The organism is Enterobacter sp. WCHEn045836 (assembly GCF_003965585.1).
GTDB lineage: Bacteria > Pseudomonadota > Gammaproteobacteria > Enterobacterales > Enterobacteriaceae > Enterobacter > Enterobacter dissolvens.
This window is the reverse complement of record NZ_RXPT01000023.1, coordinates 41,846-68,532: the sequence shown is the minus strand read 5'-3', so window position 1 is coordinate 68,532 and position 26,687 is coordinate 41,846. Positions and strand designations below refer to the sequence as shown.

Sequence of the window (26,687 nt, the reverse complement as noted above, 5' to 3'; positions counted from 1 at the left end):
AAAACGCTAAGACGTAGGCCGGGTAAGGCGTAGCCGCCACCCGGCTTTTTATTTGCGATACAAAACCTTGATCACATGATAACCGAACTGCGTATGCAGTGGGCCAGTCGGCTCCAGTACCGGGCAGGAGAAGACCACTTTGTCGAACGCCGGAACCATCTGACCCTGACGGAATTCACCTAAGTCACCGCCGCGTTTGCCTGACGGGCAAATGGAGTGCTTCTTCGCCAGCTTGCCGAAGTCGGCGCCGTTTTTGATCTGCTCCAGAAGATCCAGAGCCAGTTTCTCTTCTTTAACAAGGATATGCAGTGCTGCTGCTGTTTTTGCCATGATCGTGCCTTGAGTGGTATGGATTAGGCTCGCTATACTACCACGCTGTTATTCTCCCCTCCTGACTTTCATTGAGTGATCATTTATGCGTTTAAACCCCGGACAACAACAAGCTGTCGAATTTGTCACCGGACCGTGTCTGGTGCTGGCGGGGGCTGGCTCCGGTAAAACCCGAGTGATCACGAACAAAATCGCCCACCTGATCCGCGGCTGTGGGTATCAGGCCCGGCACATTGCAGCGGTGACCTTTACCAACAAAGCGGCGCGCGAAATGAAAGAGCGTGTCGGCCAGACGCTGGGGCGTAAAGAGGCGCGAGGCCTGATGATCTCGACGTTCCACACGCTGGGGCTGGATATCATCAAACGCGAATACGCGGCGCTGGGGATGAAATCCAACTTCTCGCTCTTCGACGACACCGATCAGGTGGCATTGCTCAAGGAGCTCACCGAGGGGCTGATCGAAGATGACAAAGTGCTGTTGCAGCAGCTGATCTCGACGATCTCCAACTGGAAAAACGATCTGATGACCCCCGCTCAGGCGGCGGCGAGCGCCAAAGGTGAGCGGGATCGGATCTTCGCTCACTGCTACGGTCTGTACGATGCACATATGAAAGCGTGTAACGTGCTGGATTTTGACGATCTGATCCTGCTGCCCACGCTGCTGTTGCAGCGTAATGAAGAGGTGCGCGAGCGCTGGCAGAATAAGATCCGCTACCTGCTGGTGGATGAATACCAGGACACCAACACCAGTCAGTATGAGCTGGTGAAGCTGCTGGTGGGACAGCGTGCGCGTTTCACCGTGGTAGGCGATGATGACCAGTCAATCTACTCCTGGCGCGGTGCGCGCCCACAAAACCTGGTGCTGCTGAGCAAAGATTTTCCGGCGCTGCAGGTGATCAAGCTGGAACAGAACTACCGCTCCTCCGGGCGCATCCTGAAAGCGGCAAATATCCTGATTGCCAATAACCCGCACGTCTTCGAAAAACGCCTGTTCTCTGAACTCGGTTATGGCACAGAACTAAAAGTGCTCAGTGCCAACAACGAAGAGCATGAAGCGGAGCGCGTGACGGGCGAACTCATTGCGCACCACTTCGTCAATAAAACGGAATATAAAGATTACGCGATCCTCTATCGCGGCAACCACCAGTCGCGCGTCTTTGAAAAGATGCTGATGCAGAACCGCATCCCGTACAAAATTTCGGGTGGAACTTCGTTCTTCTCGCGGCCTGAAATCAAAGATCTGCTGGCCTATCTGCGCGTGCTGACTAACCCGGATGATGACAGCGCGTTTTTGCGTATCGTGAACACCCCGAAACGTGAAATTGGCCCGGCGACGCTGCAAAAGCTCGGAGAATGGGCGATGACGCGCAACAAAAGCCTGTTCACCGCCAGCTTCGACATGGGGCTGAGCCAGACGTTAACCGGGCGCGGTTATGATTCGTTAACCCGCTTTACCCACTGGCTTGGTGAAGTCCAGCGTCTGGCGGAGCGTGAACCGGTTGCCGCCGTTCGCGATCTGATCCACGGCATCGACTACGAGTCCTGGCTGTATGAAACCTCTGCCAGCCCGAAGGCGGCGGAGATGCGCATGAAAAACGTTAACCAGCTGTTCAGCTGGATGACGGAAATGCTGGAAGGTTCTGAAATCGACGAGCCGATGACCCTGACTCAGGTCGTCACCCGCTTTACGCTGCGCGACATGATGGAGCGCGGTGAGAGCGAAGAGGAGGCCGATCAGGTACAGCTGATGACGCTGCATGCGTCAAAAGGGCTGGAATTCCCGTATGTCTATCTGGTCGGTATGGAAGAGGGCTTACTGCCGCACCAGAGCAGCATTGATGAAGATAACGTCGATGAAGAGCGTCGTCTGGCCTATGTGGGGATCACCCGTGCGCAGAAAGAGCTGACGTTCACGCTGTGCAAAGAGCGCAGACAGTACGGTGAGCTGGTGCGCCCGGAACCGAGCCGTTTCTTGCTGGAACTGCCGCAGGACGATCTGATCTGGGAACAGGAACGCAAAGTCATTACCGCAGAAGAACGGATGCACAAAGGCCAGGCTAACGTCGCGAACATTCGCGCGATGCTGGCAAAAGCCAAAGAGAAGGGATAAGAATGTGCTGGCCGGGTATGGCGAAGCCGCCACCCGGCAATGTACAGCGTGTTATTTCACTTCAAGCGCCCAGTGCACATAGCTCTGCCACTGGCACTCCTGCTCAATCATCTCTGCCCCAAGCGGGTGATTATCAATCCAGTGTTCCGGCAGCGTCAGCGACAGTCTTTCGTCATCCGCCACCAGACGAATGTTGGGCAGCAAATCATCGCGACGTCGGCTGGCAAACAGAATTGCCAGACGCAGCAGGCGACACAGATGCTCGGCCACGCGCGGCGGCACAGCGTTTTGCTGATGTAACGAGGAGAGGTCAACGGCGTTGGTCTGGTTTAACAGTAACGTTGCCAGCAGTTTCTTTTGTGCCGGCGTGTAACCCGGCAGATCGAGATTACGCACCAGCCAGGCTGCGTGCAGCGGCGCCTGCTTATACTCGACGCTCAGACCAATTTCATGCAGCGCACAGGCACTTAGCAACAAATCGCGGCTTAAGGGTTCAATATCCCAGCTGTTCTTAACCTGATCGGCAAACAAAGAGGCCAGTTGTCCCACCCGTTGCGCTTGATCGGTATCGACAATAAAGCGGCGCTGTACGTTACGCAGAGTGCGGGTACGAATATCCTGATCAACTGAAAGATGCAGCATTCCGTAGACCAGACCTTCACGCAGCGCGCCGCCAGCCAGCGTCATACACTGGATGTTCAGTTCGGTAAAAATGGCGATCAAAATGGCCAGGCCACTCGGGAAGACCAGCGCGCGTTCCAGCGTCAGGCCCTCTATCTCCAGCTCTTCCAGACGACCACACTGAATCGCGCGCTGTTTCAGCTGCTGGAGTTTGGTCAGCGTGATCCGCTCGTCCATCCCCTGGGCCATCATGATTTCCTGCAACGCCTGCACGGTACCTGAAGCACCTACGCAGACTTTCCAGCCGTGATAGCGCAGTTCGTCCATCACCGGACGTAACACCTCGCGGGCGGCATTTTCCGCTTCATCGAAGTTCTCTTTGCCCAGATTTCGGTCAGCAAAGTAGCGCTCAAGCCAGGTCACACAGCCCATCGACAGGCTGAACAGCGAAGTCGCCTGCGCACCCGTGCCGGTGACGAGCTCGGTGCTGGCACCCCCGATATCCACGACCAGACGGCGATCGTCGCCCCCCGTCGTGTGCGCAACCCCCTGATAGATCAGACGCGCTTCTTCTTCACCGCTGATAACCTGAACCGGGCACCCGAGAATTTCCTGCGCTTTGGCAATAAAATCCACGGCATTTACTGCCAGGCGCAGCGTCGCGGTGGCGACAACGGTAATTTGCGAATGGGGGATATCCTGCAGGCGTTCGGCAAAGAGACGCAGACACTGCCAGCCACGTTCCATGGCTTCGGGAGAGAGATAATTATCGCTGCTCAGGCCCGCCGCGAGGCGGACCTTGCGCTTAATGCGCGTCAGCGTTTGTATGCTTCCCGCCACCTCGCGCACAACCAGCATATGAAAACTATTCGAACCGAGATCAATTGCCGCATAAAGCGAGGTGGAGCTGAGCATATTTTCTTAACCTGAACGACGACGATTACGCGGTGCGCCAGAACGACGCGGGCCATTACCGGAGCGGGCGCGGGTAAGGCGCTTAGGCGGCGGCAGTTCGCTTAACAGCGCATCCGGATTGTATTTACTCTGTGGAATAGAGTGACCAATGTAGGTCTCAATCGCCGGAAGATTCAGCGCGTATTCTTCACACGCAAGGCTAATAGAGTGACCGCTTGCGCCCGCACGACCAGTACGACCAATGCGGTGTACGTAATCTTCGCAGTCATCCGGCAGGTCATAGTTGAAGACGTGCGTGACGGCGGGAATGTGCAGACCACGTGCTGCCACGTCAGTTGCGACCAGAATATCAAGATCGCCACGGGTAAATTCGTCGAGAATACGCAGGCGTTTTTTCTGTGCGACATCGCCGGTCAGCAGACCCACACGGTGACCATCCGCAGCCAGATGGCCCCAGATATCTTCACAGCGGTGTTTCGTGTTCGCGAAGATAATGGCGCGATCTGGCCACTCTTCTTCGATCAGCGTCTGCAGCAGGCGCATTTTCTCTTCATTGGAGGGATAGAAGAGCTCTTCTTTAATGCGGTGACCTGTTTTCTGCTCCGGTTCCACTTCCACATATTCGGCGTTGTTCATCTGCTCGAACGCCAGCTCGCGTACGCGATAAGAAAGGGTCGCGGAGAACAGCATGTTCAGACGCTGATTTGCCGGCGGCATGCGACGGAACAGCCAGCGGATGTCTTTAATGAAGCCCAGATCGTACATGCGGTCGGCTTCATCCAGCACCACAACCTGGATTGCGCCAAGGTTAATGTGGTTCTGTTTTGCATAGTCGATAAGACGGCCAGTGGTTCCGATCAGGATATCCACGCCGCTTTCCAGCACTTTCAGCTGCTTATCGTAGCCATCGCCGCCGTAAGCCAGGCCGATCTTCAGGCCAGTCGCCTGCGTCAGGGGTTCAGCGTCTGCGTGGATCTGTACCGCCAGTTCTCGCGTCGGAGCCATGATAAGCGCGCGCGGCTGGTTAACTTTGCGGTCTGCAATCGCTGGATGAGAAAGTAAATAATGAAACGTTGACGTTAAAAACGCCATCGTTTTGCCAGTACCGGTTTGCGCCTGCCCTGCTACATCACGACCGGCCAGCGTCAGCGGCAGGGCGAGAGCCTGAATGGGCGTGCAGTTATGAAACCCTTTATTTTCAAGGGCTTCAATCACTTTTGGGTGCAGGGCGAAGTCGGAAAACTTCTGTTCTGTTAAATGTGTTTTGCTCATAGTGTGGTAGAATATCAGCTTACTATTGCTTTACGAAAGCGTATCCGGTGAAATAAAGTCAACCTTTAGTTGGTTAATGCGACATCAACACGTCGTTGATGAAGGCGAAACCAACGCACCAGGCTTATTCCTGTGGAGTTATATATGAGCGATAAAATTATTCACCTGACTGACGACAGTTTTGACACGGACGTACTTAAGGCTGACGGGCTGACCCTCGTCGATTTCTGGGCTGAATGGTGTGGTCCTTGCAAAATGATCGCCCCGATTCTGGATGAGATCGCTGACGAATATCAGGGCAAACTGACCGTTGCCAAGCTGAACATCGACCAGAACCCGGGCACCGCGCCAAAATACGGCATCCGTGGCATCCCGACTCTGCTGCTGTTCAAAAATGGCGAAGTGGCGGCGACCAAAGTGGGCGCACTGTCCAAAGGTCAACTGAAAGAGTTCCTCGACGCTAACCTGGCGTAAGGTTTCTCCGCTGCGCGTCCAGAGTCCTAAATGATCTGCAACTCTGGACGCCCGGCTTAAGTCGTGCTAAGTTAGCTATGACTTCGTTTTAAACATATCTTGTTGTTTGAATCTTGTTTTACCCGAAACTTCCCGTTGTTAACATAAACAGTGCGTGAAGTGGCTAAATTCCGGGCTTGTCACTCAATCCGTCTTGTCGTTTCAGATCTGCGTTCTTTCCCTGTGACCAGACAGCGAACAGACATGAGTTGATGGCCGCTAAACAGGCATGGATGACCCTGCCATACCATTCACAACATTAAGTTCGAGAATCACCCCGAGTTTAAGAACCCACACCATTATGAATCTTACCGAATTAAAGAATACGCCGGTTTCTGAGCTGATCACTCTCGGCGAAAATATGGGACTGGAAAACCAGGCTCGTATGCGCAAGCAGGACATCATTTTCGCCATCCTGAAGCAGCACGCTAAGAGTGGCGAAGATATCTTTGGCGACGGTGTGCTGGAGATATTGCAAGACGGATTTGGTTTCCTCCGCTCTGCAGACAGCTCCTACCTCGCCGGCCCTGACGACATCTACGTATCCCCCAGCCAAATCCGCCGTTTCAACCTCCGCACTGGTGACACCATTTCAGGTAAGATTCGTCCTCCAAAAGAGGGTGAACGCTACTTTGCGCTGTTGAAAGTTAACGAAGTTAACTACGACAAACCGGAAAACTCGCGTAATAAGATCCTCTTTGAGAACTTAACGCCTCTGCACGCGAACTCTCGTCTGCGTATGGAGCGTGGTAACGGTTCTACCGAAGACTTAACCGCACGCGTTCTGGATCTGGCTTCGCCAATTGGTCGTGGTCAACGTGGTCTGATTGTGGCACCGCCAAAAGCGGGTAAAACCATGCTGCTGCAGAATATCGCGCAGAGCATTGCCTACAACCATCCTGACTGTGTGCTGATGGTACTGCTGATTGACGAGCGTCCGGAAGAAGTGACCGAGATGCAGCGTCTGGTGAAGGGTGAAGTTGTGGCTTCTACCTTTGACGAGCCGGCATCCCGTCACGTTCAGGTTGCGGAAATGGTGATCGAGAAGGCGAAACGCCTGGTTGAGCACAAGAAAGACGTTATCATTCTGCTCGACTCCATCACCCGTCTGGCGCGTGCCTACAACACCGTGGTCCCGGCTTCCGGTAAAGTACTGACCGGTGGTGTGGATGCTAACGCCCTGCATCGTCCTAAGCGCTTCTTCGGTGCTGCACGTAATGTGGAAGAGGGCGGTAGCCTGACCATCATCGCGACGGCGCTGATCGATACCGGCTCCAAAATGGACGAAGTTATCTACGAAGAGTTTAAAGGGACAGGCAACATGGAACTGCACCTCTCTCGTAAGATTGCGGAAAAACGTGTCTTCCCGGCTATCGACTACAACCGCTCCGGTACCCGTAAGGAAGAGCTGCTCACCACTCAGGAAGAGCTGCAGAAAATGTGGATCCTGCGCAAAATCATCCATCCGATGGGTGAAATCGACGCAATGGAGTTCCTCATTAACAAACTGGCGATGACCAAAACCAACGACGATTTCTTCGACATGATGAAGCGCTCGTAACGCAAATAAAGCCAGTGAACGCCACGTTTTTACGTGGCGTTTTTCTTTTATGGACTATACGCTATTACCACACACTCCCAATTTTGACCGGTCGGTGCGACAATAGGACCGTTTGTACAGTCAAAGAAATAATTGATTGAAAAATATACAAAGGGAGTTGTAAGAAGCCACCTTTAATACTTCTGAGGCGGAGGCTTCATGGTTATACTTCCGGGACTAACATTTGTTGAGAGCAATCCATTGTGAATCTACTCACCGCCGTTACTGAGCTGATCAGTATTTTTTTATTCACAACCTGTTTTTTGTTCATTGCGCGTAAGGTGGCAAAAAGAATAGGGTTGGTGGATAAACCTAATTTTCGTAAACGTCATCAGGGACTTATTCCTCTGGTGGGAGGGATTTCTGTTTACGCTGGCATTTGTTTCACGTTTGGCATTGCGGATTATTATATTCCACACGCCGCCCTCTATCTTGCCTGTGCGGGTGTCCTGGTTCTCGTTGGGGCACTGGATGACCGATTCGATATCGCGGTGAAGATCCGCGCCACCGTCCAGGCGGCGATTGGCGTGATTATGATGGTCGTTGGCGGACTTTACCTGAGAAGCCTCGGTTATGTGTTTGGCCCCTGGGAGTTAGTCCTGGGTCCATTTGGCTTCTTCCTGACGCTGTTTGCTGTCTGGGCTGCGATTAACGCTTTCAACATGGTGGACGGTATTGACGGTCTGCTCGGCGGGTTGTCTTCGGTTTCCTTTGCCGCTATCGGCATCATTCTCTGGTTTGATGGTCAGTACAGTTTGTCAATGTGGTGCTTCGCCATGATTGCCGCCATCCTGCCTTATATTCTCCTGAACCTCGGTGCGCTGGGGCGTCGCTATAAAGTCTTTATGGGTGATGCGGGCAGTACACTCATTGGTTTTACGGTTATCTGGATTTTGCTGGAAACCACGCAGGGTAAAACTCATCCGATTAGCCCTGTGACGGCCTTGTGGATCATTGCCATCCCATTAATGGATATGGTGGCGATTATGTATCGCCGTCTGCGTAAAGGAATGAGTCCTTTCTCTCCCGACCGTCAGCATATTCATCATCTCATCATGCGCGCGGGCTTTACCTCTCGTCAGGCGTTTGTCCTGATTACCCTTGCCGCTGCTATTCTGGCCGCGATTGGCGTCGCTGCAGAATATGCGCATTTCATTCCAGAATGGGTAATGTTGGTATTATTCTTGCTAGCGTTTTTCCTGTACGGCTACTGCATCAAGCGCGCATGGAAAGTGGCGCGATTCATTAAACGTCTTAAACGCAGGATGCGTCGTAACAATGACAAAAACACAACATTAACTAAGTAAAACCGGGACTATGATGACTCAACCGTTGGCGGGAGCGAAATCAGTGGTAACTGAGAATGAACTGGATATTCGGGGTTTGTTTCGCGTGTTATGGGCAGGCAAACTTTGGATTGCGGGGATCGCGCTGGGGTTCGCACTGTTAGCGCTGGCCTACACCTTCTTTGCAAAACAAGAGTGGAGCGCCACGGCAATTACAGACAGACCAACGGTTAACATGCTTGGCGGGTTTTATTCCCAGCAGCAGTTCCTGCGTAACCTGGATATCAAGGCGAATCTGGCGACTCCCGATCAGGTTTCCGTCATGGATGAGGCGTATAAAGAGTTTGTGATGCAACTGGCCTCCTGGGACACGCGTCGTGATTTCTGGAGCCAGACGGACTATTACAAGCAACGCATGGTGGGCAACAGTAAAGCGGATGCTGCGTTTTTGGATGACCTGATAAACAACATTCAGTTTATGCCGGGAGATGCGCTGCGTAACGTTAATGACAGCGTCAAACTGATAGCGGAAACGGCACCGGATGCCAATAATCTGTTGCGTCAGTATGTGGCTTTTGCCAGCCAGCGTGCCGCAAGCCATCTTAATGAAGAGCTTAAAGGCGCCTGGGCGGCCCGTACCATCCAGATGAAAGCCCAGGTAAAACGTCAGGAAGAAGTGGCACAAGCCATTTTCTCTCGCCGTGTACACAATATTGAGCAGGCGCTGAAAATTGCAGAGCAGCACAATATTTCCCGCAGCGAAACGGATGTCCCGGCGGATGAACTGCCTGATTCTGAAATGTTCCTGCTTGGTCGTCCCATGCTGCAGGCACGTCTGGAAAACCTTCAGGCCGTTGGCCCTGATTTTGACCTCGACTACGATCAAAACCGCGCCATGCTCAACACCCTGAATGTCGGTCCAACGCTGGACCCGCGTTTTCAGACCTATCGTTATTTGCGAACGCCTGAAGAACCTGTAAAACGCGATAGTCCGCGTCGTGCATTCCTGATGATCATGTGGGGGATTGTAGGCGCACTGACGGGCGCTGGCGTGGCGTTAATACGTCGTCGCACAAATTAAGAACGCCGTCTACGATGAAGGCTACGGCCTTCATCGCCTAATCGAAGAGAATCGATGTGAAAGTACTTACCGTATTTGGCACCAGGCCGGAGGCCATCAAGATGGCCCCTCTGGTGCATGCGCTGGCCAGCGATCCTGATATTGAAGCGAAAGTGTGCGTGACTGCGCAACACCGGGAGATGCTTGATCAGGTCTTAACGCTCTTTTCCATCGTCCCGGATTACGACCTCAATATTATGAAGCCGGGGCAGGGATTAACGGAGATAACCTGCCGTATTCTGCAAGAGCTTAAGCCCATTCTGGAATCCTTTAAGCCTGATGTCGTGCTGGTGCATGGCGACACCACCACCACCGTGGCAACCAGTCTGGCGGCGTTTTATCAACGTATTCCTGTCGGGCACGTTGAAGCGGGCCTGCGTACCGGCAACCTTTACTCGCCGTGGCCGGAAGAAGCTAACCGTACGCTCACCGGGCATCTGGCGATGTACCACTTTGCACCCACCGAAAATTCGCGCCAGAACCTGCTGCGTGAAAATATCGCTGACAAAAAAATCTTTGTGACAGGCAATACGGTTATCGATGCCCTGATTTGGGTACGTGACCGCGTACTGTCAAATGACGATCTCCAGCGTGAACTCGCTGCGCGCTATCCGTTTTTGAACAACGGTAAAAAAACCATTCTGGTCACCGGCCACCGTCGTGAGAGCTTTGGCCGGGGTTTCGAGCAAATCTGTCATGCGCTGGCTGAAATCGCTGCGCAAAATGAAGACGTGCAGATTGTCTATCCGGTGCATCTCAACCCTAACGTCAGCGAGCCGGTCAACCGCATACTGGGGCATGTTGAAAATGTCCTTCTGATTGAGCCGCAGGATTACATGCCCTTTGTCTGGCTGATGAACCATGCCTGGCTGATCCTCACCGATTCAGGTGGTATTCAGGAAGAGGCGCCTTCCCTTGGCAAGCCGGTGCTGGTGATGCGTGAAACCACCGAGCGTCCGGAAGCGGTAAAAGCGGGCACGGTGCGTCTGGTCGGCACGGATAAGCAGCGCATCGTCGATGAAGTGACGCGTCTGTTGCACGACGAAGAAGCGTATCAGGCGATGAGCCGGGCCCATAACCCGTACGGTGATGGGCTGGCTTGTGGCCGTATTTTGCATGCACTTAAACACAATCGGGTATCGCTATGAGTTTTACTACCATCTCTGTCATTGGTCTTGGCTACATTGGCTTGCCTACTGCGGCAGCATTTGCCTCTCGTCAAAAACAGGTTGTAGGCGTGGACATCAATGCGCGCGCGGTGGAAACCATTAACCGTGGCGAAATCCATATTGTGGAGCCCGATCTCGACCGGGTGGTCAAAGAGGCCGTTGATGGGGGATTCCTGCGCGCCAGTACCACGCCGGTTGAAGCCGATGCTTATCTCATCGCTGTGCCGACGCCATTTAAAGGCGACCATGAGCCCGACATGGTCTACGTCGAGGCCGCTGCGAAATCTATTGCACCTGTGCTGAAGAAAGGGGCGCTGGTGATCCTGGAGTCCACGTCTCCGGTTGGGGCAACCGAGCAGATGGCACAATGGCTGGCAGAAGCCCGGACTGATTTAAGCTTCCCGCAGCAGGCGGGAGAACAGGCTGATATCAATATCGCCTACTGTCCGGAGCGCGTGCTGCCGGGGCAGGTCATGGTCGAACTGATTAAAAACGACCGCGTGATTGGCGGTATGACGCCTGTTTGTTCCGCTCGCGCCAGCGCGCTGTACAAGATTTTCCTCGAAGGCGAATGCGTGGTGACCAACTCCCGTACCGCCGAAATGTGCAAACTGACGGAAAACAGTTTCCGCGACGTGAACATCGCTTTTGCCAATGAGCTGTCGCTGATCTGCGCCGATCAGGGGATTAACGTCTGGGAGTTAATCAGCCTGGCGAATCGCCATCCGCGCGTTAACATTCTGCAGCCAGGCCCTGGCGTGGGCGGTCACTGTATCGCCGTCGACCCATGGTTTATCGTGGCGCAAAATCCGGATCAGGCTCGTCTGATCCGTACCGCGCGTGAAGTCAACGACAGCAAGCCACACTGGGTCCTGAACCAGGTTAAAACCACGGTAGCAGATTGTCTGTCTGAGAGCGGCAAACGGGCCAGCGAATTGAAAATTGCCTGCTTTGGCCTGGCGTTCAAACCCAACATCGACGATCTGCGCGAAAGCCCGGCAATGGAAATTGCTGAGATGATTGCCCAATGGCACACGGGCGAAACGCTGGTGGTCGAGCCGAATATTCATGAACTGCCGGCAAAACTAGCGGGGCACTGCACGCTTACCGCGCTGGATGACGCGCTGACCACGGCGGACGTACTGGTGCTACTGGTGGATCATAAAGAGTTTAAAGCGACTCCCGCTCATGCCGTTCAGCAGCGTTACGTTGTTGATACCAAAGGTGTCTGGCGTTGATCAACCTGAACGGGACGATTGAGTCCCTTGAGTGGGAGAGCCAGTTTTTTGGCCTGCCTTCAGCCATTCTGCGCCTGCGCGAAACGGCACCGGCACTGACTGACGCCGACTTTCGCGTCTGGCAGCGGGTACAGGCGAAGATCCCGGCGGAGCGTGCTGATCTGCTGGATGCGCTTCAGCAACACGGATTTCAGCTGGTGGAAGGTGAAGTTGATCTTGCCATTACGCTAACCCGGCATGAGGCGCCAGGCGCGGAGATCGCAACTGAGCAGGATATCCCGGTACTGCGCGAAATGGCGGCGCAGGCGTTTGCCCGCAGCCGCTTTCGCGCCCCCTGGTATGCACCTGAGGACAGCGGACGTTTCTATGCCCAGTGGATTGAGAATGCGGTAAAAGGGACGTTCGATCATGTTTGTATGGTGTTCCGCGCGGCGGACGGCCAGATCCAGGGTTTTGTTTCGCTTCGCAAGCTCAACGAGCGCGAGGCGCGTATCGGCTTATTAGCCGGCCGGGGTATGGGCGAGAAACTCATGCAGGCGGCGCTACACTGGGCGCAGCAGCAACAGGTCTCGACGCTGCGGGTGGCAACCCAGATGGGCAACACCGCTGCGCTTAAACGTTATATTGCGAGTGGTGCCAACATCGACGCCACCGCCTACTGGTTATACAGGTGACAAGATGATTCCATTTAACGCACCACCCGTCGTGGGAACCGAACTCGACTATATGCAGTCTGCTATGGGCAGCGGCAAACTCTGCGGTGATGGTGGGTTTACCCGTCGCTGCCAGCAGTGGATGGAACAGCGTTTTCACAGCGCTAAAGTGCTGCTGACCCCTTCCTGTACGGCGTCGCTGGAAATGGCTGCACTGCTGCTGGATATTCAGCCCGGTGATGAAGTGATTATGCCGAGCTACACCTTTGTCTCCACGGCGAACGCGTTTGTGTTACGCGGGGCGAAAATCGTCTTTGTGGATATTCGTCCGGACACCATGAATATCGATGAAACGCTGATTGAAGCGGCGATCACTGATAAAACGCGGGCGATTGTTCCGGTCCATTACGCGGGCGTGGCCTGTGAAATGGACACCATTATGGCGATCGCGAAAAAGCATAACCTGTTTGTGGTGGAAGATGCCGCTCAGGGCGTGATGTCCACCTACAAAGGACGCGCGCTCGGCACCATCGGCCACATCGGCTGCTTTAGCTTCCACGAAACCAAAAACTACACCGCAGGTGGTGAAGGTGGCGCGACGCTGATTAACGACCGCGCGCTGGTTGAGCGTGCGGAAGTGATCCGCGAAAAAGGCACCAACCGCAGCCAGTTCTTCCGTGGCCAGGTTGATAAGTATACCTGGCGCGATATTGGCTCAAGCTATCTGATGGCGGATCTGCAGGCGGCGTACCTGTGGGCACAGCTGGAGGCGGCAGAGCGCATTAACCTGCAGCGTTTGTCCCTGTGGCAGACCTATTACGACGCGCTGGCACCGCTGGCAAAAGCCGGGCGTATTGCGCTGCCGACCATTCCGGCAGACTGCGTCCACAATGCCCATATGTTCTACATCAAACTGCGCGATAACGACGATCGCAGCAAGCTGATTGCCTGGCTGAAAGAGGCTGAGATTATGGCGGTGTTCCACTACATTCCGCTGCACTCCAGCCCGGCCGGTGAAGCGTTCGGGACATTCGCGGGTGAAGACCGCTATACCACGAAAGAAAGTGAGCGTTTGCTTCGCTTGCCACTGTTCTACAACCTCGCGCCGGTTAACCAGCGTACGGTGATTAATACCCTTCTGAGCTATTTCGGCTGATATGTCTCTGGCAAAAGCATCGGTGTGGACCGCCGCGTCCACGCTTGTCAAAATTGGCGCCGGGCTGCTGGTCGTCAAGCTGCTGGCCGTCTCATTCGGCCCTTCTGGGGTGGGTCTGGCGGGCAATTTCCGCCAGCTTGTCACCGTCCTTGGGGTATTGGCCGGCGCCGGGATCTTCAACGGCGTTACGAAATACGTTGCACAGCATCAGGATGACGCAGCGCAGCTGCGCAAAGTCGTCGGCACATCGTCGGCGATGGTGTTAGGTTTCTCTACTCTGCTGGCCGCGGTGTTTCTGCTGGCGGCGGCCCCCATTAGCCAGGGGCTGTTTGGACACACGCATTATGAAGGGCTGGTGCGTCTGGTCGCTCTGGTTCAGATGGGGATCGCGTGGGCTAACCTGCTACTGGCGCTGATGAAAGGGTTTCGTGATGCTGCCGGGAACGCGCTTGCGCTGATCCTGGGCAGCGTTATAGGTGTTATCGCCTATTACTTCTGCTACCGCCTGGGCGGGTATGAAGGCGCGCTGCTGGGTCTGGCGCTGGTACCTGCGTTAGTGGTCGTTCCGGCGGCGTTTATGCTGATGCGTCGTGGCGTTATCCCCTTAAGCTACCTGAAACCGCAGTGGGACAAGGTGCTGGCGGGTCAACTGGGTAAATTTACCCTGATGGCGCTCATTACCTCTGTTACGCTGCCGGTGGCTTACGTAATGATGCGAAACCTGCTGGCGGCGCATTACAGCTGGGATGAGGTGGGAATTTGGCAGGGCGTAAGCAGCATTTCTGACGCCTACCTCCAATTTATAACGGCTTCCTTTAGCGTCTGGTTGCTGCCAACCTTATCGCGTCTGAGCTCCCGACAGGATATTACCCGCGAGATTACCCGCTCGCTGCGTTTTGTGCTTCCCGCCGTGGCGGCGGCCAGTTTTACCGTGTGGTTATTGCGCGATGTCGCCATCTGGCTGCTCTTTTCGGCGAAATTCATCGCCATGCGCGATCTGTTTGCCTGGCAGCTGGTGGGGGATGTACTGAAAGTAGGCGCTTACGTATTCGGGTATCTGGTGATTGCGAAAGCCTCGCTGCGTTTGTATATCCTGGCGGAGATCAGCCAGTTTACGCTCCTGACGGCGTTCTCACACTGGCTGATCCCGGCACACGGTGCGCTGGGGGCGGCTCAGGCCTATATGGCAACCTATATCGTTTATTTCGCTGCCTGTTGCGGCGTATTTTTACTTTGGCGTAAACGCGCATGACTGCACTGATTCACATACTGGGATCGGATATCCCACACCATAACCAGACCGTTTTGCGGTTCTTCAATGATGAGCTGGCACCGGGGGATCCCGATGCGCGCGAGTTTATGGTTGCAGGCCAGGATAAGGGCCTGAGCGAGGCGTGTCCGGCGCTAACTCTCACTTTCTGGCCGGATAAAGCCGCACTGGCGAAGGCGGTTGTCGCCAAAGCGAAGGCGGATCGTGAGCAGCGCTTCTTCTTCCATGGACAATTTAATACCGGTCTGTGGCTGGCTCTTTTGAGCGGCGGGATTAAACCTTCCCAGTGCAGCTGGCATATCTGGGGAGCCGATCTCTATGAAGTCTCCCGCGGCTGGAAGTTCCGACTGTTCTACCCGCTACGGCGTATGGCGCAGGGCCGCGTTGGTCGTGTATTTGCCACCCGTGGCGATCTCAATTACTTTGCGAAACAACACCCCAACGTTCGCGGTGAGCTGCTCTATTTCCCGACACGCATGAACCCGGCGTTGAATAACATGGCAAACGATACGCCGCGTGAGGGCAAACTGACGATTCTGGTAGGCAACTCCGGCGATCGCAGCAACGAGCATATTGCTGCGCTGAAGGCGGTACATCAGCAGTTTGGCGACACGGTGAATGTCGTTGTGCCGATGGGCTATCCGGCCAATAATGATGCTTATATCACTGACGTTCGTCAGCAGGCTCTGTCGCTGTTTAGCCCGGAGAATGTGAATATCCTGTGTGATAAGCTGGAATTTGATGACTATCTGGCGCTGCTTCGTCAGTGCGATCTCGGCTATTTCATCTTTGCCCGCCAGCAGGGGATTGGTACGCTGTGTCTGCTGATTCAGGCTGGCGTTCCGTGTGTGCTTAATCGCGATAACCCCTTCTGGCAGGATATGGCTGAGCAACACATTCCGGTGCTGTTCACCACGGATACCCTGAATGTGGAGGTGATACGCGAAGCCCAGCGTCAGCTGGCGCTGGTGGATAAAAGTACCATCGATTTCTTTAGCCCGAACTACCTTACGCCGTGGCACCGTGCGCTGCGTATCGCTTCAGGAGACAACGCATGAGCCAGTTGCAATTCAGCGGCTTGTTAGTGGTATGGCTTCTGAGCACCTTATTCATCGCCACACTGACCTGGTTTGAGTTCCGCCGTGTGCGTTTTAACTTTAACGTCTTCTTCTCGTTACTGTTTCTTCTGACCTTCTTCTTCGGTTTTCCGTTGACCAGCATTCTGGTTTTCCGTTTTGACGTGAGCGTTGCGCCGCCGGAGATCCTGCTCCAGGCGCTATTGTCAGCGACCTGCTTCTATGCGGTGTACTACGTCACCTATAAAACGCGTCTGCGTGCGGTGAAAGCGAGTGCGCCGCGTCGTCCGCTGTTCACCATGAACCGGGTGGAGACCCATCTGACGTGGGTGATGCTGATGACCATCGCGCTGGTCAGCGTGGGGATCTTCTTCATGCATAACGGCTTTTTGCTGTTTAAGCTGCACTCCTACAGCCAGATTTTTTCTGCCGAAGTTTCGGGCGTGGCGCTTAAGCGCTTCTTCTATTTCTTCATCCCGGCAATGCTGGTGATCTTTTTCCTGCGTCAGGACAGTAAGGCCTGGCTCTTCTTCCTGGTCAGCACGGTCGCCTTTGGTTTCCTGACCTATATGATTGTGGGCGGAACGCGCGCCAACATTATTATCGCCTTCGCCATCTTCCTGTTTATCGGCATCATTCGCGGGTGGATCTCCCTGTGGATGCTGGCGGCAGCGGGCGTGTTTGGCATTGTGGGGATGTTCTGGCTGGCCCTGAAGCGCTATGGGTTGAACGTGGCCGGTGACGAAGCGTTTTACACCTTCCTGTATCTCACGCGCGATACCTTCTCGCCGTGGGAAAACCTCGCTTTACTGCTGCAAAACTACGACAAGATCGATTTTCAGGGTCTGGCGCCCATTGTGCGTGACTTCTATGTCTTTATCCCATCGTGGCTATGGCCTGATCGTCTAGGTGCCGTGCTCAATACGGCGAACTACTTTACCTGGGAAGTGCTGAACAACCATTCTGGTCTGGCTATCTCCCCCACGCTGATTGGTTCGCTGGTGGTGATGGGCGGAAGCTGGTTTATTCTGCCGGGCGCGGTGGTGGTAGGGCTGATTATCAAATGGTTTGACTGGCTCTACGTACTTGGCAATGAAGAGACTAACCGCTACAAGGCCGCCATTTTGCACAGTTTCTGCTTTGGTGCCATTTTCAATATGATCGTTCTGGCGCGCGAGGGTCTGGATTCATTCGTCTCGCGTGTGGTTTTCTTCATGGTCGTTTTCGGCGTCTGTCTGCTGCTGGCCAAGCTGCTTTACTGGCTGTTTGACAGTGCAGGACTCGTGCATAAGCGCGAGCCACAGGGCAGCAGAACGCTATCGCAAGTCTGAGTAAGGATAGTCATGACCGACACAACCTCTGCACCGCGCTACGCGTTGCGTGGCCTGCAGCTTATTGGCTGGCGCGATATGCAACACGCGCTGGATTTTCTCTTTGCTGACGGCCAGATGAAATCCGGTACGCTGGTCGCCATCAATGCGGAAAAGATGCTGGCGGTAGAAGATAACGCGGAAGTCAGAAGCCTGATAGACGCCGCCGAGTTTAAATACGCGGACGGTATCAGCGTGGTGCGCTCCATCCGCAAAAAGTTTCCTGGCGCTAATGTTTCTCGCGTCGCGGGAGCCGATCTCTGGGAGCAGTTGATGGCACGGGCAGGAGCAGAAGGTACGCCAGTGTTTCTGATTGGCGGTAAGCCTGAGGTTCTGGCACAGACCGAACAAAAGCTGCGACATCAGTGGAATGTTAATATTGTGGGCAGTCAGGACGGTTACTTTAAGCCGGAGGACCGGCAGGCGCTGTTTGACCGCGTGCGCGACAGCGGGGCGAAAATCGTCACCGTGGCGATGGGCTCACCGCGCCAGGAAATTCTGATGCGTGATTGTCGTCTGGTTTGCCCTGATGCCCTCTATATGGGCGTCGGCGGGACCTATGACGTTTTCACTGGCCATGTAAAACGTGCGCCGAAGGTATGGCAAAATCTTGGACTGGAGTGGCTGTACCGCCTGCTGTCGCAGCCGACACGTATTAAACGCCAGCTCCGTCTGCTGCGTTATCTCGCCTGGCATTACACCGGGAAAATGTAATCAAAATGTAGCGCGATATGCTATTCGCGCTGCAACTCCCCTGCAAAACTGCTGCGAATCTGTGCAATGCATTTATTTTTTTAATGCATCGTTTGCCATTTTGCAGAATTTAAGAAACCATTCGCACCGTATTTTAGTACCCCTAAAAAACAATACCCGGCATTAAGCCGGGAAACAGCAAACACAACCGAGGATCTATGGCAGAGAAAAAACCGGAGCTACAGCGTGGGCTGGAAGCTCGTCATATTGAACTGATAGCGCTGGGCGGCACTATCGGCGTGGGCCTGTTTATGGGCTCTGCAAGCACGCTCAAGTGGGCAGGACCATCAGTTTTGCTGGCTTATATTATTGCTGGCCTGTTTGTTTTCTTCATCATGCGTTCGATGGGGGAAATGCTTTTCCTGGAGCCGGTGACGGGTTCCTTCGCTGTCTATGCACACCGCTACATGAGCCCGTTCTTTGGCTACCTGACGGCCTGGTCATACTGGTTTATGTGGATGGCGGTCGGTATCTCGGAGATTACCGCAATCGGGGTGTATGTGCAGTTCTGGTTCCCGGATATGGTCCAGTGGATACCGGCGCTGATCGCTGTGGGGCTGGTGGCACTGGCAAACCTGGCAGCCGTTCGCCTGTATGGTGAAATTGAGTTCTGGTTTGCGATGATTAAAGTCACCACCATCATCGTGATGATTGTGGTTGGACTCGGCGTCATTTTCTTCGGCTTTGGCAACGGTGGCCACGCGATTGGCTTCGGTAACCTGACCGAACACGGCGGCTTCTTCGCTGGCGGCTGGAAAGGCTTCCTGACGGCGCTGTGTATCGTTGTCGCGTCCTATCAGGGTGTAGAGCTTATCGGTATTACCGCCGGTGAAGCGAAGAACCCGCAGGTCACGCTGCGTAGTGCGGTGGGTAAGGTACTGTGGCGTATCTTGATTTTCTATGTGGGGGCGATCTTCGTTATCGTGACCATCTTCCCGTGGAACGACATCGGTACGACCGGTAGCCCGTTTGTCTTAACGTTCGCAAAGATTGGTATCACGGCGGCGGCAGGTATCATCAACTTTGTTGTCCTGACGGCGGCGTTGTCTGGCTGTAACAGCGGAATGTACAGCTGCGGCCGTATGCTGTATGCGCTTTCGAAGAACAACCAGTTGCCAGCGGCAATGAGTAAGGTATCTCGTGCGGGTGTGCCTGTTGCGGGTGTGGCGGTGTCGATTGCCATCCTGCTGATTGGTTCATGCCTGAACTACATCATTCCAAATCCGCAGCGCGTATTTGTGTATGTCTACAGCGCCAGCGTGCTGCCGGGGATGGTGCCGTGGTTCGTTATCCTGATTAGCCAACTGCGTTTCCGCCATGCGCATAAAAAGGCGATTGCCAGCCATCCGTTCCGCTCGATTCTGTTCCCGTATGCGAACTATTTGACGATGGCATTCCTGATTTGCGTATTAATTGGGATGTACTTTAATGATGATACGCGCATGTCGCTGTTTGTCGGGATGATCTTCCTGGCCGCAGTCACGGCGGTCTATAAGCTATTTGGGCTGGGGCGCCGCGCCACCACGCAGAAAGTGGAGGAATAAGCGGCAAAATGTGCAAACCATAACCAAACGCGCATTTTTTTCAAAAAAGCACTAGACAGCGGGGGCGGAGGTACGTAATATCCAGCCCCGCAACGGCGCTAAGCGCCCGTAGCTCAGCTGGATAGAGCGCTGCCCTCCGGAGGCAGAGGTCTCAGGTTCGAATCCTGTCGGGCGCGCCATTTTAATCCCGGCGCTAGAGCTGCGGTGGTCTGAGAAGTAGTCAGTACCGCGTGAAAGAATACAGTGGTGGCTATAGCTCAGTTGGTAGAGCCCTGGATTGTGATTCCAGTTGTCGTGGGTTCGAATCCCATTAGCCACCCCATTATTGAAGAGTTGTGAATTGCGAAGGTGGCGGAATTGGTAGACGCGCTAGCTTCAGGTGTTAGTGTTCTTACGGACGTGGGGGTTCAAGTCCCCCCCCTCGCACCACGACTTTAATGAATTGAACTAAAAATTCAAAAAGCAGTACATCGGCGAGTAGCGCAGCTTGGTAGCGCAACTGGTTTGGGACCAGTGGGTCGGAGGTTCGAATCCTCTCTCGCCGACCAATTTTGAACCCCGCTTCGGCGGGGTTTTTTGTTTTCTGCGGCTTTTCACCTCTGTATCCATTCCCCGACATACGCGTTTTCTGTTGTCGCGAACCAGCGACACTTAATTAATTGAAAATTAAAATAATATTGCATAAGTGTCTTAACCGTCTCTTTCTGACGACACTTCTGCGCTTTTGCCAACATCTTATAGTGCTTGAGATAGGGCCTGGCAGCAGAAATTCCTTTTATCTTAAAATGTTGCGCGATGTAAAATTTCTTCGTGTAACGTTGGCATGTAACGTGCAATAATATGCGTGTAGATGCTCATTCCATCTCTTATGTTCGCCTTAGTGCCTCATAAACTCAGGAATGATGCAGAGCCATTTACGGTGCTTATCGTCCACTGACAGATGTCGCTTCGGCCTCATCAGACACCATGGGCATAACGTTGAGTGAAGCACCAAATATGTTGTCTTACAGACCTGTTTTAACGCCTGCTTTTATAGCAGGCGTTTTTTTATGCCTTATTCACGGTAACGAAACATGACCAGGGCTGCCAGAAGCAGCGCACCCGCAGAGACAATATACATTGCCTGTAGTGCCTCTAACGCGGCGGTTAATGCCGCTGCAATACCGGTGAACAAAGAGGCACTGAGCGTTTGCCAGCGCCAGACTTTTCCACTCGCTGAAGCAGTCTGCGTAGAGTGAAAGTTGCTGAGCACACCATATGTTCCCACCGCGAAAACAACGTTTGATGCCAGATGTGCAATAAAAATCATCCCCAGTGCACACACCATCCAACCAGATAAAAACGGGATCATACCGTAAGCCGCTAAAAAGAGGCTAAGGCAGAGCATTAACAATGGTGTGTGCGCAGTGAGCCGTGGCAGGCTGTCTCTCTTCAGCAGTATAGGGCCGCAAAGCTGCCCCATACTCCTGGCAAAGAGAAGCGGTAAGGCGAGATCCGCAGCATCCTCCGGTTGGATCTGCTGCGCTAGCGCCGGTAAAAGCGCCATGGCGGGTGAACCGACGGCTGCCAGAACGGGCAAAATGAGTAAACTGCGTTTTTGCCGGAGGGTCAGCGCATGCCACCGCAGCATAACCGGGGAGCCTTCGTCTGGGGATAAAGAGCGTGCTTGCGCAGTAAATGTCCTTCCAGCCAGCCACAGCATAAACATTGACCCCAGAAAGCTGGCAGTATCGATTGCCAGCAATGTCATCACCGATATTCGCTGGAAAAGTACTACGCCCAGTCCGGTACCGAGCAGTACCTGAGCCGCAAAAATCACGTTTTCAAGACAGGTTGCTGCAGGAAGCTCTGCTTTACTGAGTCCACGTTTAAAGAGCAACGTTAGGGCCGGCCAGCTCATCCCATTCAACAGGGCTTCGGTGGATTGCACAGCAAGCAGCGCTGAAATACTGTGATAATGAATACCCAGTAGTGGGAATAACAGGGCGAGTAAGCCCAACCCCTCTGACAGGATCAATAAAGAGACGGGAGAATAGTGTGCGCACAGTTTTTCGCCGATGATGCTGCCGATAAAACCAGGCACCGTTGCAAAAAGAAAGGCGAGCGTAAGCAGAGTGGCTGGTGCCGACCAGTCTAAAAGTAAACCGAAGACTACAACCTGAGTTAACCCATTTCCCAGCGACGTAAAAATAAAGGCGCAGGCCAGCAAACGCAGCCAGCGATGACAGTGCAGCGCTTCAACAAGCGCATACAAAAGCGAGTTCATGACGATTTCCTTTCAAAAACGATTTAGTCCACGCGGCTGATGCGCGTGTGTGTAAAAAGGTTAATGAAAAGAGATCGTTACATTGGCCGGAACGTTTCCTGATGGATATGCAAAAAGGGTGCGTAAAAAAGGAGGCCGTCCGGCCTCCTTAACGATTATTGCTGATTTCCGTTATTCTGCAATGTCAAAAGCAGACCATCGCGCCGCATGGCGGCAGCTTCTTCCGGTTTATGCTGCTTGTCGAGCGTATCGGCAAGCCACGCGTAGTCAAACGCGTCCGGGCGCTGTTTTAACGCCGCACGGAAGGCGAGGCTCGCCTCCTGCCATTCACCGTGTTTCATCAGCGACTGGCCCAGTGTGCTCCAGAGCAGCGGACGATCGCCAACGGTTTTGATCTGTTGACGCAGCACTTTTTCGATTTGCTCAGGGTTGTTGGTTTTCAGACGCGGGATCACCATGACCAGACGATCGTCGTACTGGCGCTTCAGACCGTCGAGGAGGATCTCCTGCGCAGTGTCATGATCGTCACATTCAATCAGATGTTCCGCCATCGCTACCTGCAGTGGAACCTGCTGACGCGTTTTGCGGCTCTGATTCTTCCACCAGGTTTTCAGACCATCGCTGCCCAGATCGGCACGCGCCTGATCCATCAGCCCAATCCACGCCATGCGCTGGAGTTCGTCACGATGTTCATCATCACCCACGTCGGCTTTCGCCATCGAAGGAATAATGTCCAGCAGTGAACCCCAGGCACCGGTACGGATATAGGCCTGCTCGGCAAGGCGCAGCACTTCAGGGTGGCGAGGGGTGATTTCCAGCAGACGGTCAACGCCGTGGCGCGCCGCATGGTTTTCATTACGTGCCAGCTGCAGGCGAACACGGGTGATCTCAACCGGGATCTGGTTGTCGGACGCCATCTCCGACGCGCGCTCCAGATGCTGATTGGCGCGGGCCTCGTCACCACGCTGTTGAGCTGCTTCAGCAGCCAACAGATAGTTCACGACGGGTTGTTCGGCGTGGTCGGCGTTTTTGGACATCAGCTTTTCCACCTGCTGATAGTCGCCTTCGGCAAGTTTAATCAACGCCTGCTCGGTCTGCTTACGGGCGCGACGACGCTTGCGGCCAACGAACCAGCCACGGGTATGAGCACCGGTGCGGAAAATACGGCGCAGGATCCACTCCAGCGCCAGCAGTACCACTACGCCCAGGATCAGGATGATCACCAGACCCGTGACGCTGGTTTCGATATTGTAATTGTCGGTCTGGATCAACACGTATCCCTGGTGACCGGCAAGCATCGGCCCAAGGACGATCCCGGCGATCAGCAGGATAAAGAGTAAGAGGACTTTAAGCATCGTTACTCTCCTTGTGGGGCGCTTTCAGACGCGGGCGCGGCGGCTGGTGCAGGTTCACCCGTCTGCGCAGCCGGAACGCCCGGCTGTGCCAGCAGGTTACGGACGCGCGTTTGCATCAGCTTTTCCAGAATCGGCTGGCTGGCCAGTTTATCCGGCACGTTCATGGTGATGTTCTGCTGACTCAGTTTGTCGATGTCATCGAGGAACGCCGTGGTGGTAGCATCATTGGTGTCGTAGTAGGCACGGACCCATGTAGACACGTTATCCAGCGCCTGCTTGTAGGTCTCTTCCTGATGACGTGGCACGGCCTGGGCCGCGACCAGCAGACGGGAACGAATGTTCTCACGCAGGTAGATATCCTGGTTCGGCGCTAACAGCGGCACGGCGGTTTCATCACGGCGACGAATGGTGATGAAGCTGTCCATAAAGTTCTGCCAGCTTTTTTGCAGATTTACACGCCACTCGCTCAGGGAGCTGGACAGCTCAGTGCCGTCAGAATCCATGGGAGAATCGTCGTCGTTGTTATCCGCCAGCTGCAGGTTATCAATCTGGTTCGAGAGCTGATTTACCTTGAGGATGATGCCGTCATAATCCACCTGAGAAACGGCGGAGAGGCTGGCGATATCTTCGGTAATGGCGCGACGGGCGGTGATGAGACTTGGATCGTTCATGTCCGCCAGGCTCGCATCCGCGCTTTTCAGCAGAGCGGCGGCGGTGGTGACATCCTGATCGCTCCAGAGCTTACGCCCGGCCAGTTTCACCAGAAAATCAGCCTGAGAAAGCAGCCAGGTTTTGGCATCGGTACCGGAAATGGTGGCAACTTTTTGCTGAACTTCCTCGAGCTGTTTGGTCAGCTCTTGCTGTTTGTTGTTCGCATCGGCAAGCGCGGCGGCCTGCTGCTTGATCACGCCTTCCAGCTCGGTTTTTTGTGTCTCCTGCGCTTTTTGCAGCGCGGTGAGCTGATTAACCAGCGCGTCGCTGGTGGCCGTCTGGTTGGTGCTTTGCTGTTTCACCAGGCCGTAAAGGCTGACGCCTGCTGCCAGCGCAATGGCGATGGCAATCGCGCTCAGCGCGAGGCTGGTCTTGTTGCTGCCGTTTTTCTTCTCAACGGTTTTCTCAGTCGTTTCTGACTGCGGCGTCATGTCCACAGTCTCCCTGGTCTCTTCAACCACGGCGGAGGATTTGTCGTGTTCCGTCATTATGGCATCCCATTATGAGAGTTATTGTAATGCGCGCAGCAGCGCATCGTTGTCGGCGTTATCAGCGATCCGAATATCTTGCCAGCCCAGTTCCCGGGCGAGGTTCGCCAGACGCTCACTGACGACCAGCAGCCGACAGTGGAGTAACCAGTTTTCACGATACCAAAGTGGCACCAGCGACCAGAGTTGCTGCAGCATTTCACCGCTGGTCACCACCAGGGTTGTAATACCGCGCGTTTGCCAGCGCATCGCCTCTTGTGCACCATCGTAATGTTTTGCACAGCGTTGATAACATTCACAAAACGTGACGTCAGCACCGCGTTCGCGTAGCGTCTCGCCTAACAGTTCGCGTCCGCCGTTACCGCGTAAAATCAACGCCCGTTTTCCGATTAGGGTTTGTAATTCAGGTAATTGTAGCAAGACTTCGCTGGTTTCCCGATCTAACGGGTAACGCACGTCTGATCCGCTTACGGTATGCAGCGCCAGGGCGGTGGAACGGCCAATCGCGAAATAGCGTGGCGCGGTAGGCCAGTTCAGTCCCTGCTGTTGTAACTGCGCATGGGCAAATTCCACGGCATGTTGCGACAAGGCAAACAGCAGGTCGCCTTCCTGAAGGGTATTCATCTGGTCGGCGAGCGCGGACAGCTCCCGACCCGGGGAGAATTCAATAAGCGGAAAACTCCAGGCCACCTGCCCCAGTGCGCGCAGACGGCTCACTAACTGCTCTCCTGCGGGAGAAGGGCGGGTGACGAGAATACTCATGCAGGGGGTTCTCCATCGTAAACGTCAGCGAGAATTTCGCGGGCACCGTTATCCAGTAACTCTTCCGCCAGCGAAACGCCAAGCTGCTCAGCATCTTGCGGTTTACCGCGGCGCTCACCGCGTACCATCTGCGAACCGTCCGGCGCGCCAACCAGCGCACGCAGCCACAGTTCACCGTTAATTAATTCAGCATAGCTGCCAATCGGCACCTGGCACCCCCCTTCAAGGCGGGTATTCATCGCACGCTCGGCTTTGACGCGAATGGCTGTATCGTCATGATTCAGTGGCGCAAGCAGTTCACGGGTACGAGTATCATCCAGACGGCACTCAATACCGACTGCGCCCTGACCCACGGCTGGTAAAGAGAGCTCCGGCGGCAACGCGACGCGAATGCGTGACTCCAGCCCCAGACGCTTAAGCCCTGCTACCGCGAGGATAATGGCATCGTAATCGCCGTTATCCAGCTTGCCCAGACGTGTGCCAACGTTACCGCGCAGCGAGCGTATGATCAGATCCGGACGGCGTTCAGCCAGCTGACACTGGCGGCGTAAACTGGACGTGCCAACCACGCTGCCTTTGGGCAATGCATCAAGCGAGTCAAACTGGTTAGAGACAAACGCATCGCGCGGATCCTCGCGCTCGCAAATGGTCACCAGCCCCAGCCCTTCCGGGAACTCGACGGGCACGTCTTTCATCGAATGCACGGCGATATCGGCGCGGTTCTCAAGCAATGCCAGTTCCAGTTCTTTGACAAACAAGCCTTTGCCGCCCACTTTTGCCAGCGGCGTATCAAGGATCACATCACCGCGCGTGACCATGGGCACCAGCTCGACGCGCAAGCCGCTGTGGCAGGCTTCCAGGCGCTGCTTAACATAATGTGCCTGCCAGAGCGCAAGAGGGCTTTGGCGTGTGGCAATTCTCAAAACATTGTCTAACATGCTTGTTACCGTCATTATCAATCGCTAACCATCCTAACATTGTTGACTCTGGGATGGCAGTTTTACGGTGATGAAGAAGAGAGGGACAGGGCGGGGGTTCTCGTCAGCCACAGCCGTATTAAGGAATTTACACGTACAGAACGGTGCTACACTTTGTATGTAGCGCAACTT

At 54.4% G+C, this 26,687-nt stretch carries 22 protein-coding genes and 4 tRNA genes; 18 read left to right on the top strand and 8 right to left on the bottom strand.

Annotated features, from left to right (window positions below):
* Positions 1-48 precede the first annotated feature (48 nt).
* Positions 49-330 (bottom strand): peptidylprolyl isomerase PpiC, encoded by a 282-nt coding sequence (gene ppiC, locus EKN38_RS22815; RefSeq protein ID WP_008501570.1) that lies wholly within the window; start codon positions 328-330, stop codon positions 49-51.
* 85 nt (positions 331-415) lie between these two features.
* Between ppiC and rep the strand changes: the two genes are divergently transcribed.
* Positions 416-2,440: a DNA helicase Rep gene (gene rep, locus EKN38_RS22810; protein WP_013099281.1), complete on the top strand. Its 2,025-nt coding sequence runs from the start codon at positions 416-418 to the stop codon at positions 2,438-2,440.
* 51 nt (positions 2,441-2,491) lie between these two features.
* Here the strand turns inward: rep and gppA are convergent, their stop codons facing one another.
* Both gppA and rhlB read right to left on the bottom strand, forming a co-directional pair.
* Positions 2,492-3,976: a guanosine-5'-triphosphate,3'-diphosphate diphosphatase gene (gppA, locus tag EKN38_RS22805; protein ID WP_014833728.1), complete on the bottom strand. Its 1,485-nt coding sequence runs from the start codon at positions 3,974-3,976 to the stop codon at positions 2,492-2,494.
* Between the two features lie 6 nt (positions 3,977-3,982).
* Positions 3,983-5,248, bottom strand: coding sequence for an ATP-dependent RNA helicase RhlB (rhlB, locus tag EKN38_RS22800; RefSeq protein WP_014833727.1), 1,266 nt, complete (start codon positions 5,246-5,248; stop codon positions 3,983-3,985).
* A 144-nt stretch (positions 5,249-5,392) separates the two neighbouring features.
* Here rhlB and trxA point away from each other — a divergent pair, with 144 nt between their 5' ends.
* From trxA to EKN38_RS22710, 17 genes are all read left to right on the top strand, one after another.
* Positions 5,393-5,722 carry a thioredoxin TrxA gene (gene trxA / locus EKN38_RS22795; protein ID WP_004386384.1) on the top strand — a complete coding sequence of 110 codons (330 nt, stop codon included), beginning with the start codon at positions 5,393-5,395 and terminating at the stop codon, positions 5,720-5,722.
* 340 nt (positions 5,723-6,062) lie between these two features.
* On the top strand, positions 6,063-7,322 hold the full coding sequence (gene rho / locus EKN38_RS22790) for a transcription termination factor Rho (protein ID WP_001054528.1): 1,260 nt from the start codon (positions 6,063-6,065) through the stop codon (positions 7,320-7,322).
* A gap of 242 nt (positions 7,323-7,564) precedes the next feature.
* Positions 7,565-8,668, top strand: a complete 1,104-nt coding sequence (gene wecA, locus EKN38_RS22785) for a UDP-N-acetylglucosamine--undecaprenyl-phosphate N-acetylglucosaminephosphotransferase (protein ID WP_014833726.1) — start codon at positions 7,565-7,567, stop codon at positions 8,666-8,668.
* A gap of 13 nt (positions 8,669-8,681) precedes the next feature.
* Positions 8,682-9,728, top strand: a complete 1,047-nt coding sequence (wzzE, locus tag EKN38_RS22780) for an ECA polysaccharide chain length modulation protein (RefSeq protein WP_014833725.1) — start codon at positions 8,682-8,684, stop codon at positions 9,726-9,728.
* Positions 9,729-9,784: 56 nt separating this feature from the next.
* Positions 9,785-10,915: a non-hydrolyzing UDP-N-acetylglucosamine 2-epimerase gene (gene wecB / locus EKN38_RS22775; RefSeq protein WP_014833724.1), complete on the top strand. Its 1,131-nt coding sequence runs from the start codon at positions 9,785-9,787 to the stop codon at positions 10,913-10,915.
* A complete protein-coding gene (wecC, locus tag EKN38_RS22770; protein ID WP_014833723.1) occupies positions 10,912-12,174 on the top strand; it encodes a UDP-N-acetyl-D-mannosamine dehydrogenase in 1,263 nt (420 codons plus the stop codon). The genes wecB and wecC overlap by 4 nt, the downstream gene beginning before the upstream one ends.
* On the top strand, positions 12,171-12,848 hold the full coding sequence (gene rffC, locus EKN38_RS22765; RefSeq protein WP_014833722.1) for a dTDP-4-amino-4,6-dideoxy-D-galactose acyltransferase: 678 nt from the start codon (positions 12,171-12,173) through the stop codon (positions 12,846-12,848). The genes wecC and rffC overlap by 4 nt, the downstream gene beginning before the upstream one ends.
* Before the next feature lie 4 nt (positions 12,849-12,852).
* Positions 12,853-13,983, top strand: coding sequence for a dTDP-4-amino-4,6-dideoxygalactose transaminase (rffA, locus tag EKN38_RS22760; RefSeq protein ID WP_014833721.1), 1,131 nt, complete (start codon positions 12,853-12,855; stop codon positions 13,981-13,983).
* Between the two features lies 1 nt (position 13,984).
* On the top strand, positions 13,985-15,235 hold the full coding sequence (wzxE, locus tag EKN38_RS22755) for a lipid III flippase WzxE (RefSeq protein WP_013099272.1): 1,251 nt from the start codon (positions 13,985-13,987) through the stop codon (positions 15,233-15,235).
* Complete coding sequence (locus tag EKN38_RS22750; RefSeq protein WP_014833720.1) at positions 15,232-16,311, top strand: TDP-N-acetylfucosamine:lipid II N-acetylfucosaminyltransferase; 1,080 nt, start codon at positions 15,232-15,234, stop codon at positions 16,309-16,311. Before wzxE ends, EKN38_RS22750 begins: the two co-directional genes overlap by 4 nt.
* Entirely contained in the window at positions 16,308-17,660 is a 1,353-nt protein-coding gene (gene wzyE / locus EKN38_RS22745; protein WP_126522837.1) for an ECA oligosaccharide polymerase, read from the top strand. The genes EKN38_RS22750 and wzyE overlap by 4 nt, the downstream gene beginning before the upstream one ends.
* Positions 17,661-17,672: 12 nt before the next feature.
* Positions 17,673-18,413 carry a lipopolysaccharide N-acetylmannosaminouronosyltransferase gene (gene wecG, locus EKN38_RS22740; RefSeq protein ID WP_014833718.1) on the top strand — a complete coding sequence of 247 codons (741 nt, stop codon included), beginning with the start codon at positions 17,673-17,675 and terminating at the stop codon, positions 18,411-18,413.
* Positions 18,414-18,610: 197 nt separating this feature from the next.
* Positions 18,611-19,996, top strand: a complete 1,386-nt coding sequence (thrP, locus tag EKN38_RS22735; protein WP_014833717.1) for a bifunctional threonine/serine APC transporter ThrP — start codon at positions 18,611-18,613, stop codon at positions 19,994-19,996.
* Positions 19,997-20,098: 102 nt separating this feature from the next.
* Positions 20,099-20,175 (top strand) — tRNA-Arg (locus EKN38_RS22725).
* Between the two features lie 67 nt (positions 20,176-20,242).
* A tRNA-His gene (locus EKN38_RS22720) sits at positions 20,243-20,318 on the top strand.
* Between the two features lie 20 nt (positions 20,319-20,338).
* Positions 20,339-20,425: transfer RNA gene (locus EKN38_RS22715), tRNA-Leu, on the top strand.
* Between the two features lie 42 nt (positions 20,426-20,467).
* A tRNA-Pro gene (locus EKN38_RS22710) sits at positions 20,468-20,544 on the top strand.
* Between the two features lie 506 nt (positions 20,545-21,050).
* Here the strand turns inward: EKN38_RS22710 and EKN38_RS22705 are convergent.
* The 5 genes from EKN38_RS22705 to hemC form a co-directional block, all read right to left on the bottom strand.
* Positions 21,051-22,262: a hypothetical protein gene (locus EKN38_RS22705; RefSeq protein ID WP_014833716.1), complete on the bottom strand. Its 1,212-nt coding sequence runs from the start codon at positions 22,260-22,262 to the stop codon at positions 21,051-21,053.
* Positions 22,263-22,417: 155 nt separating this feature from the next.
* Entirely contained in the window at positions 22,418-23,617 is a 1,200-nt protein-coding gene (gene hemY / locus EKN38_RS22700; RefSeq protein WP_014833715.1) for a protoheme IX biogenesis protein HemY, read from the bottom strand.
* A gap of 2 nt (positions 23,618-23,619) precedes the next feature.
* Positions 23,620-24,816: a uroporphyrinogen-III C-methyltransferase gene (hemX, locus tag EKN38_RS22695; RefSeq protein ID WP_014833714.1), complete on the bottom strand. Its 1,197-nt coding sequence runs from the start codon at positions 24,814-24,816 to the stop codon at positions 23,620-23,622.
* Positions 24,817-24,837: 21 nt separating this feature from the next.
* On the bottom strand, positions 24,838-25,578 hold the full coding sequence (hemD, locus tag EKN38_RS22690; RefSeq protein WP_014833713.1) for a uroporphyrinogen-III synthase: 741 nt from the start codon (positions 25,576-25,578) through the stop codon (positions 24,838-24,840).
* Positions 25,575-26,516 carry a hydroxymethylbilane synthase gene (gene hemC, locus EKN38_RS22685; protein ID WP_063425634.1) on the bottom strand — a complete coding sequence of 314 codons (942 nt, stop codon included), beginning with the start codon at positions 26,514-26,516 and terminating at the stop codon, positions 25,575-25,577. The genes hemD and hemC overlap by 4 nt, the downstream gene beginning before the upstream one ends.
* Positions 26,517-26,687: the final 171 nt, after the last annotated feature.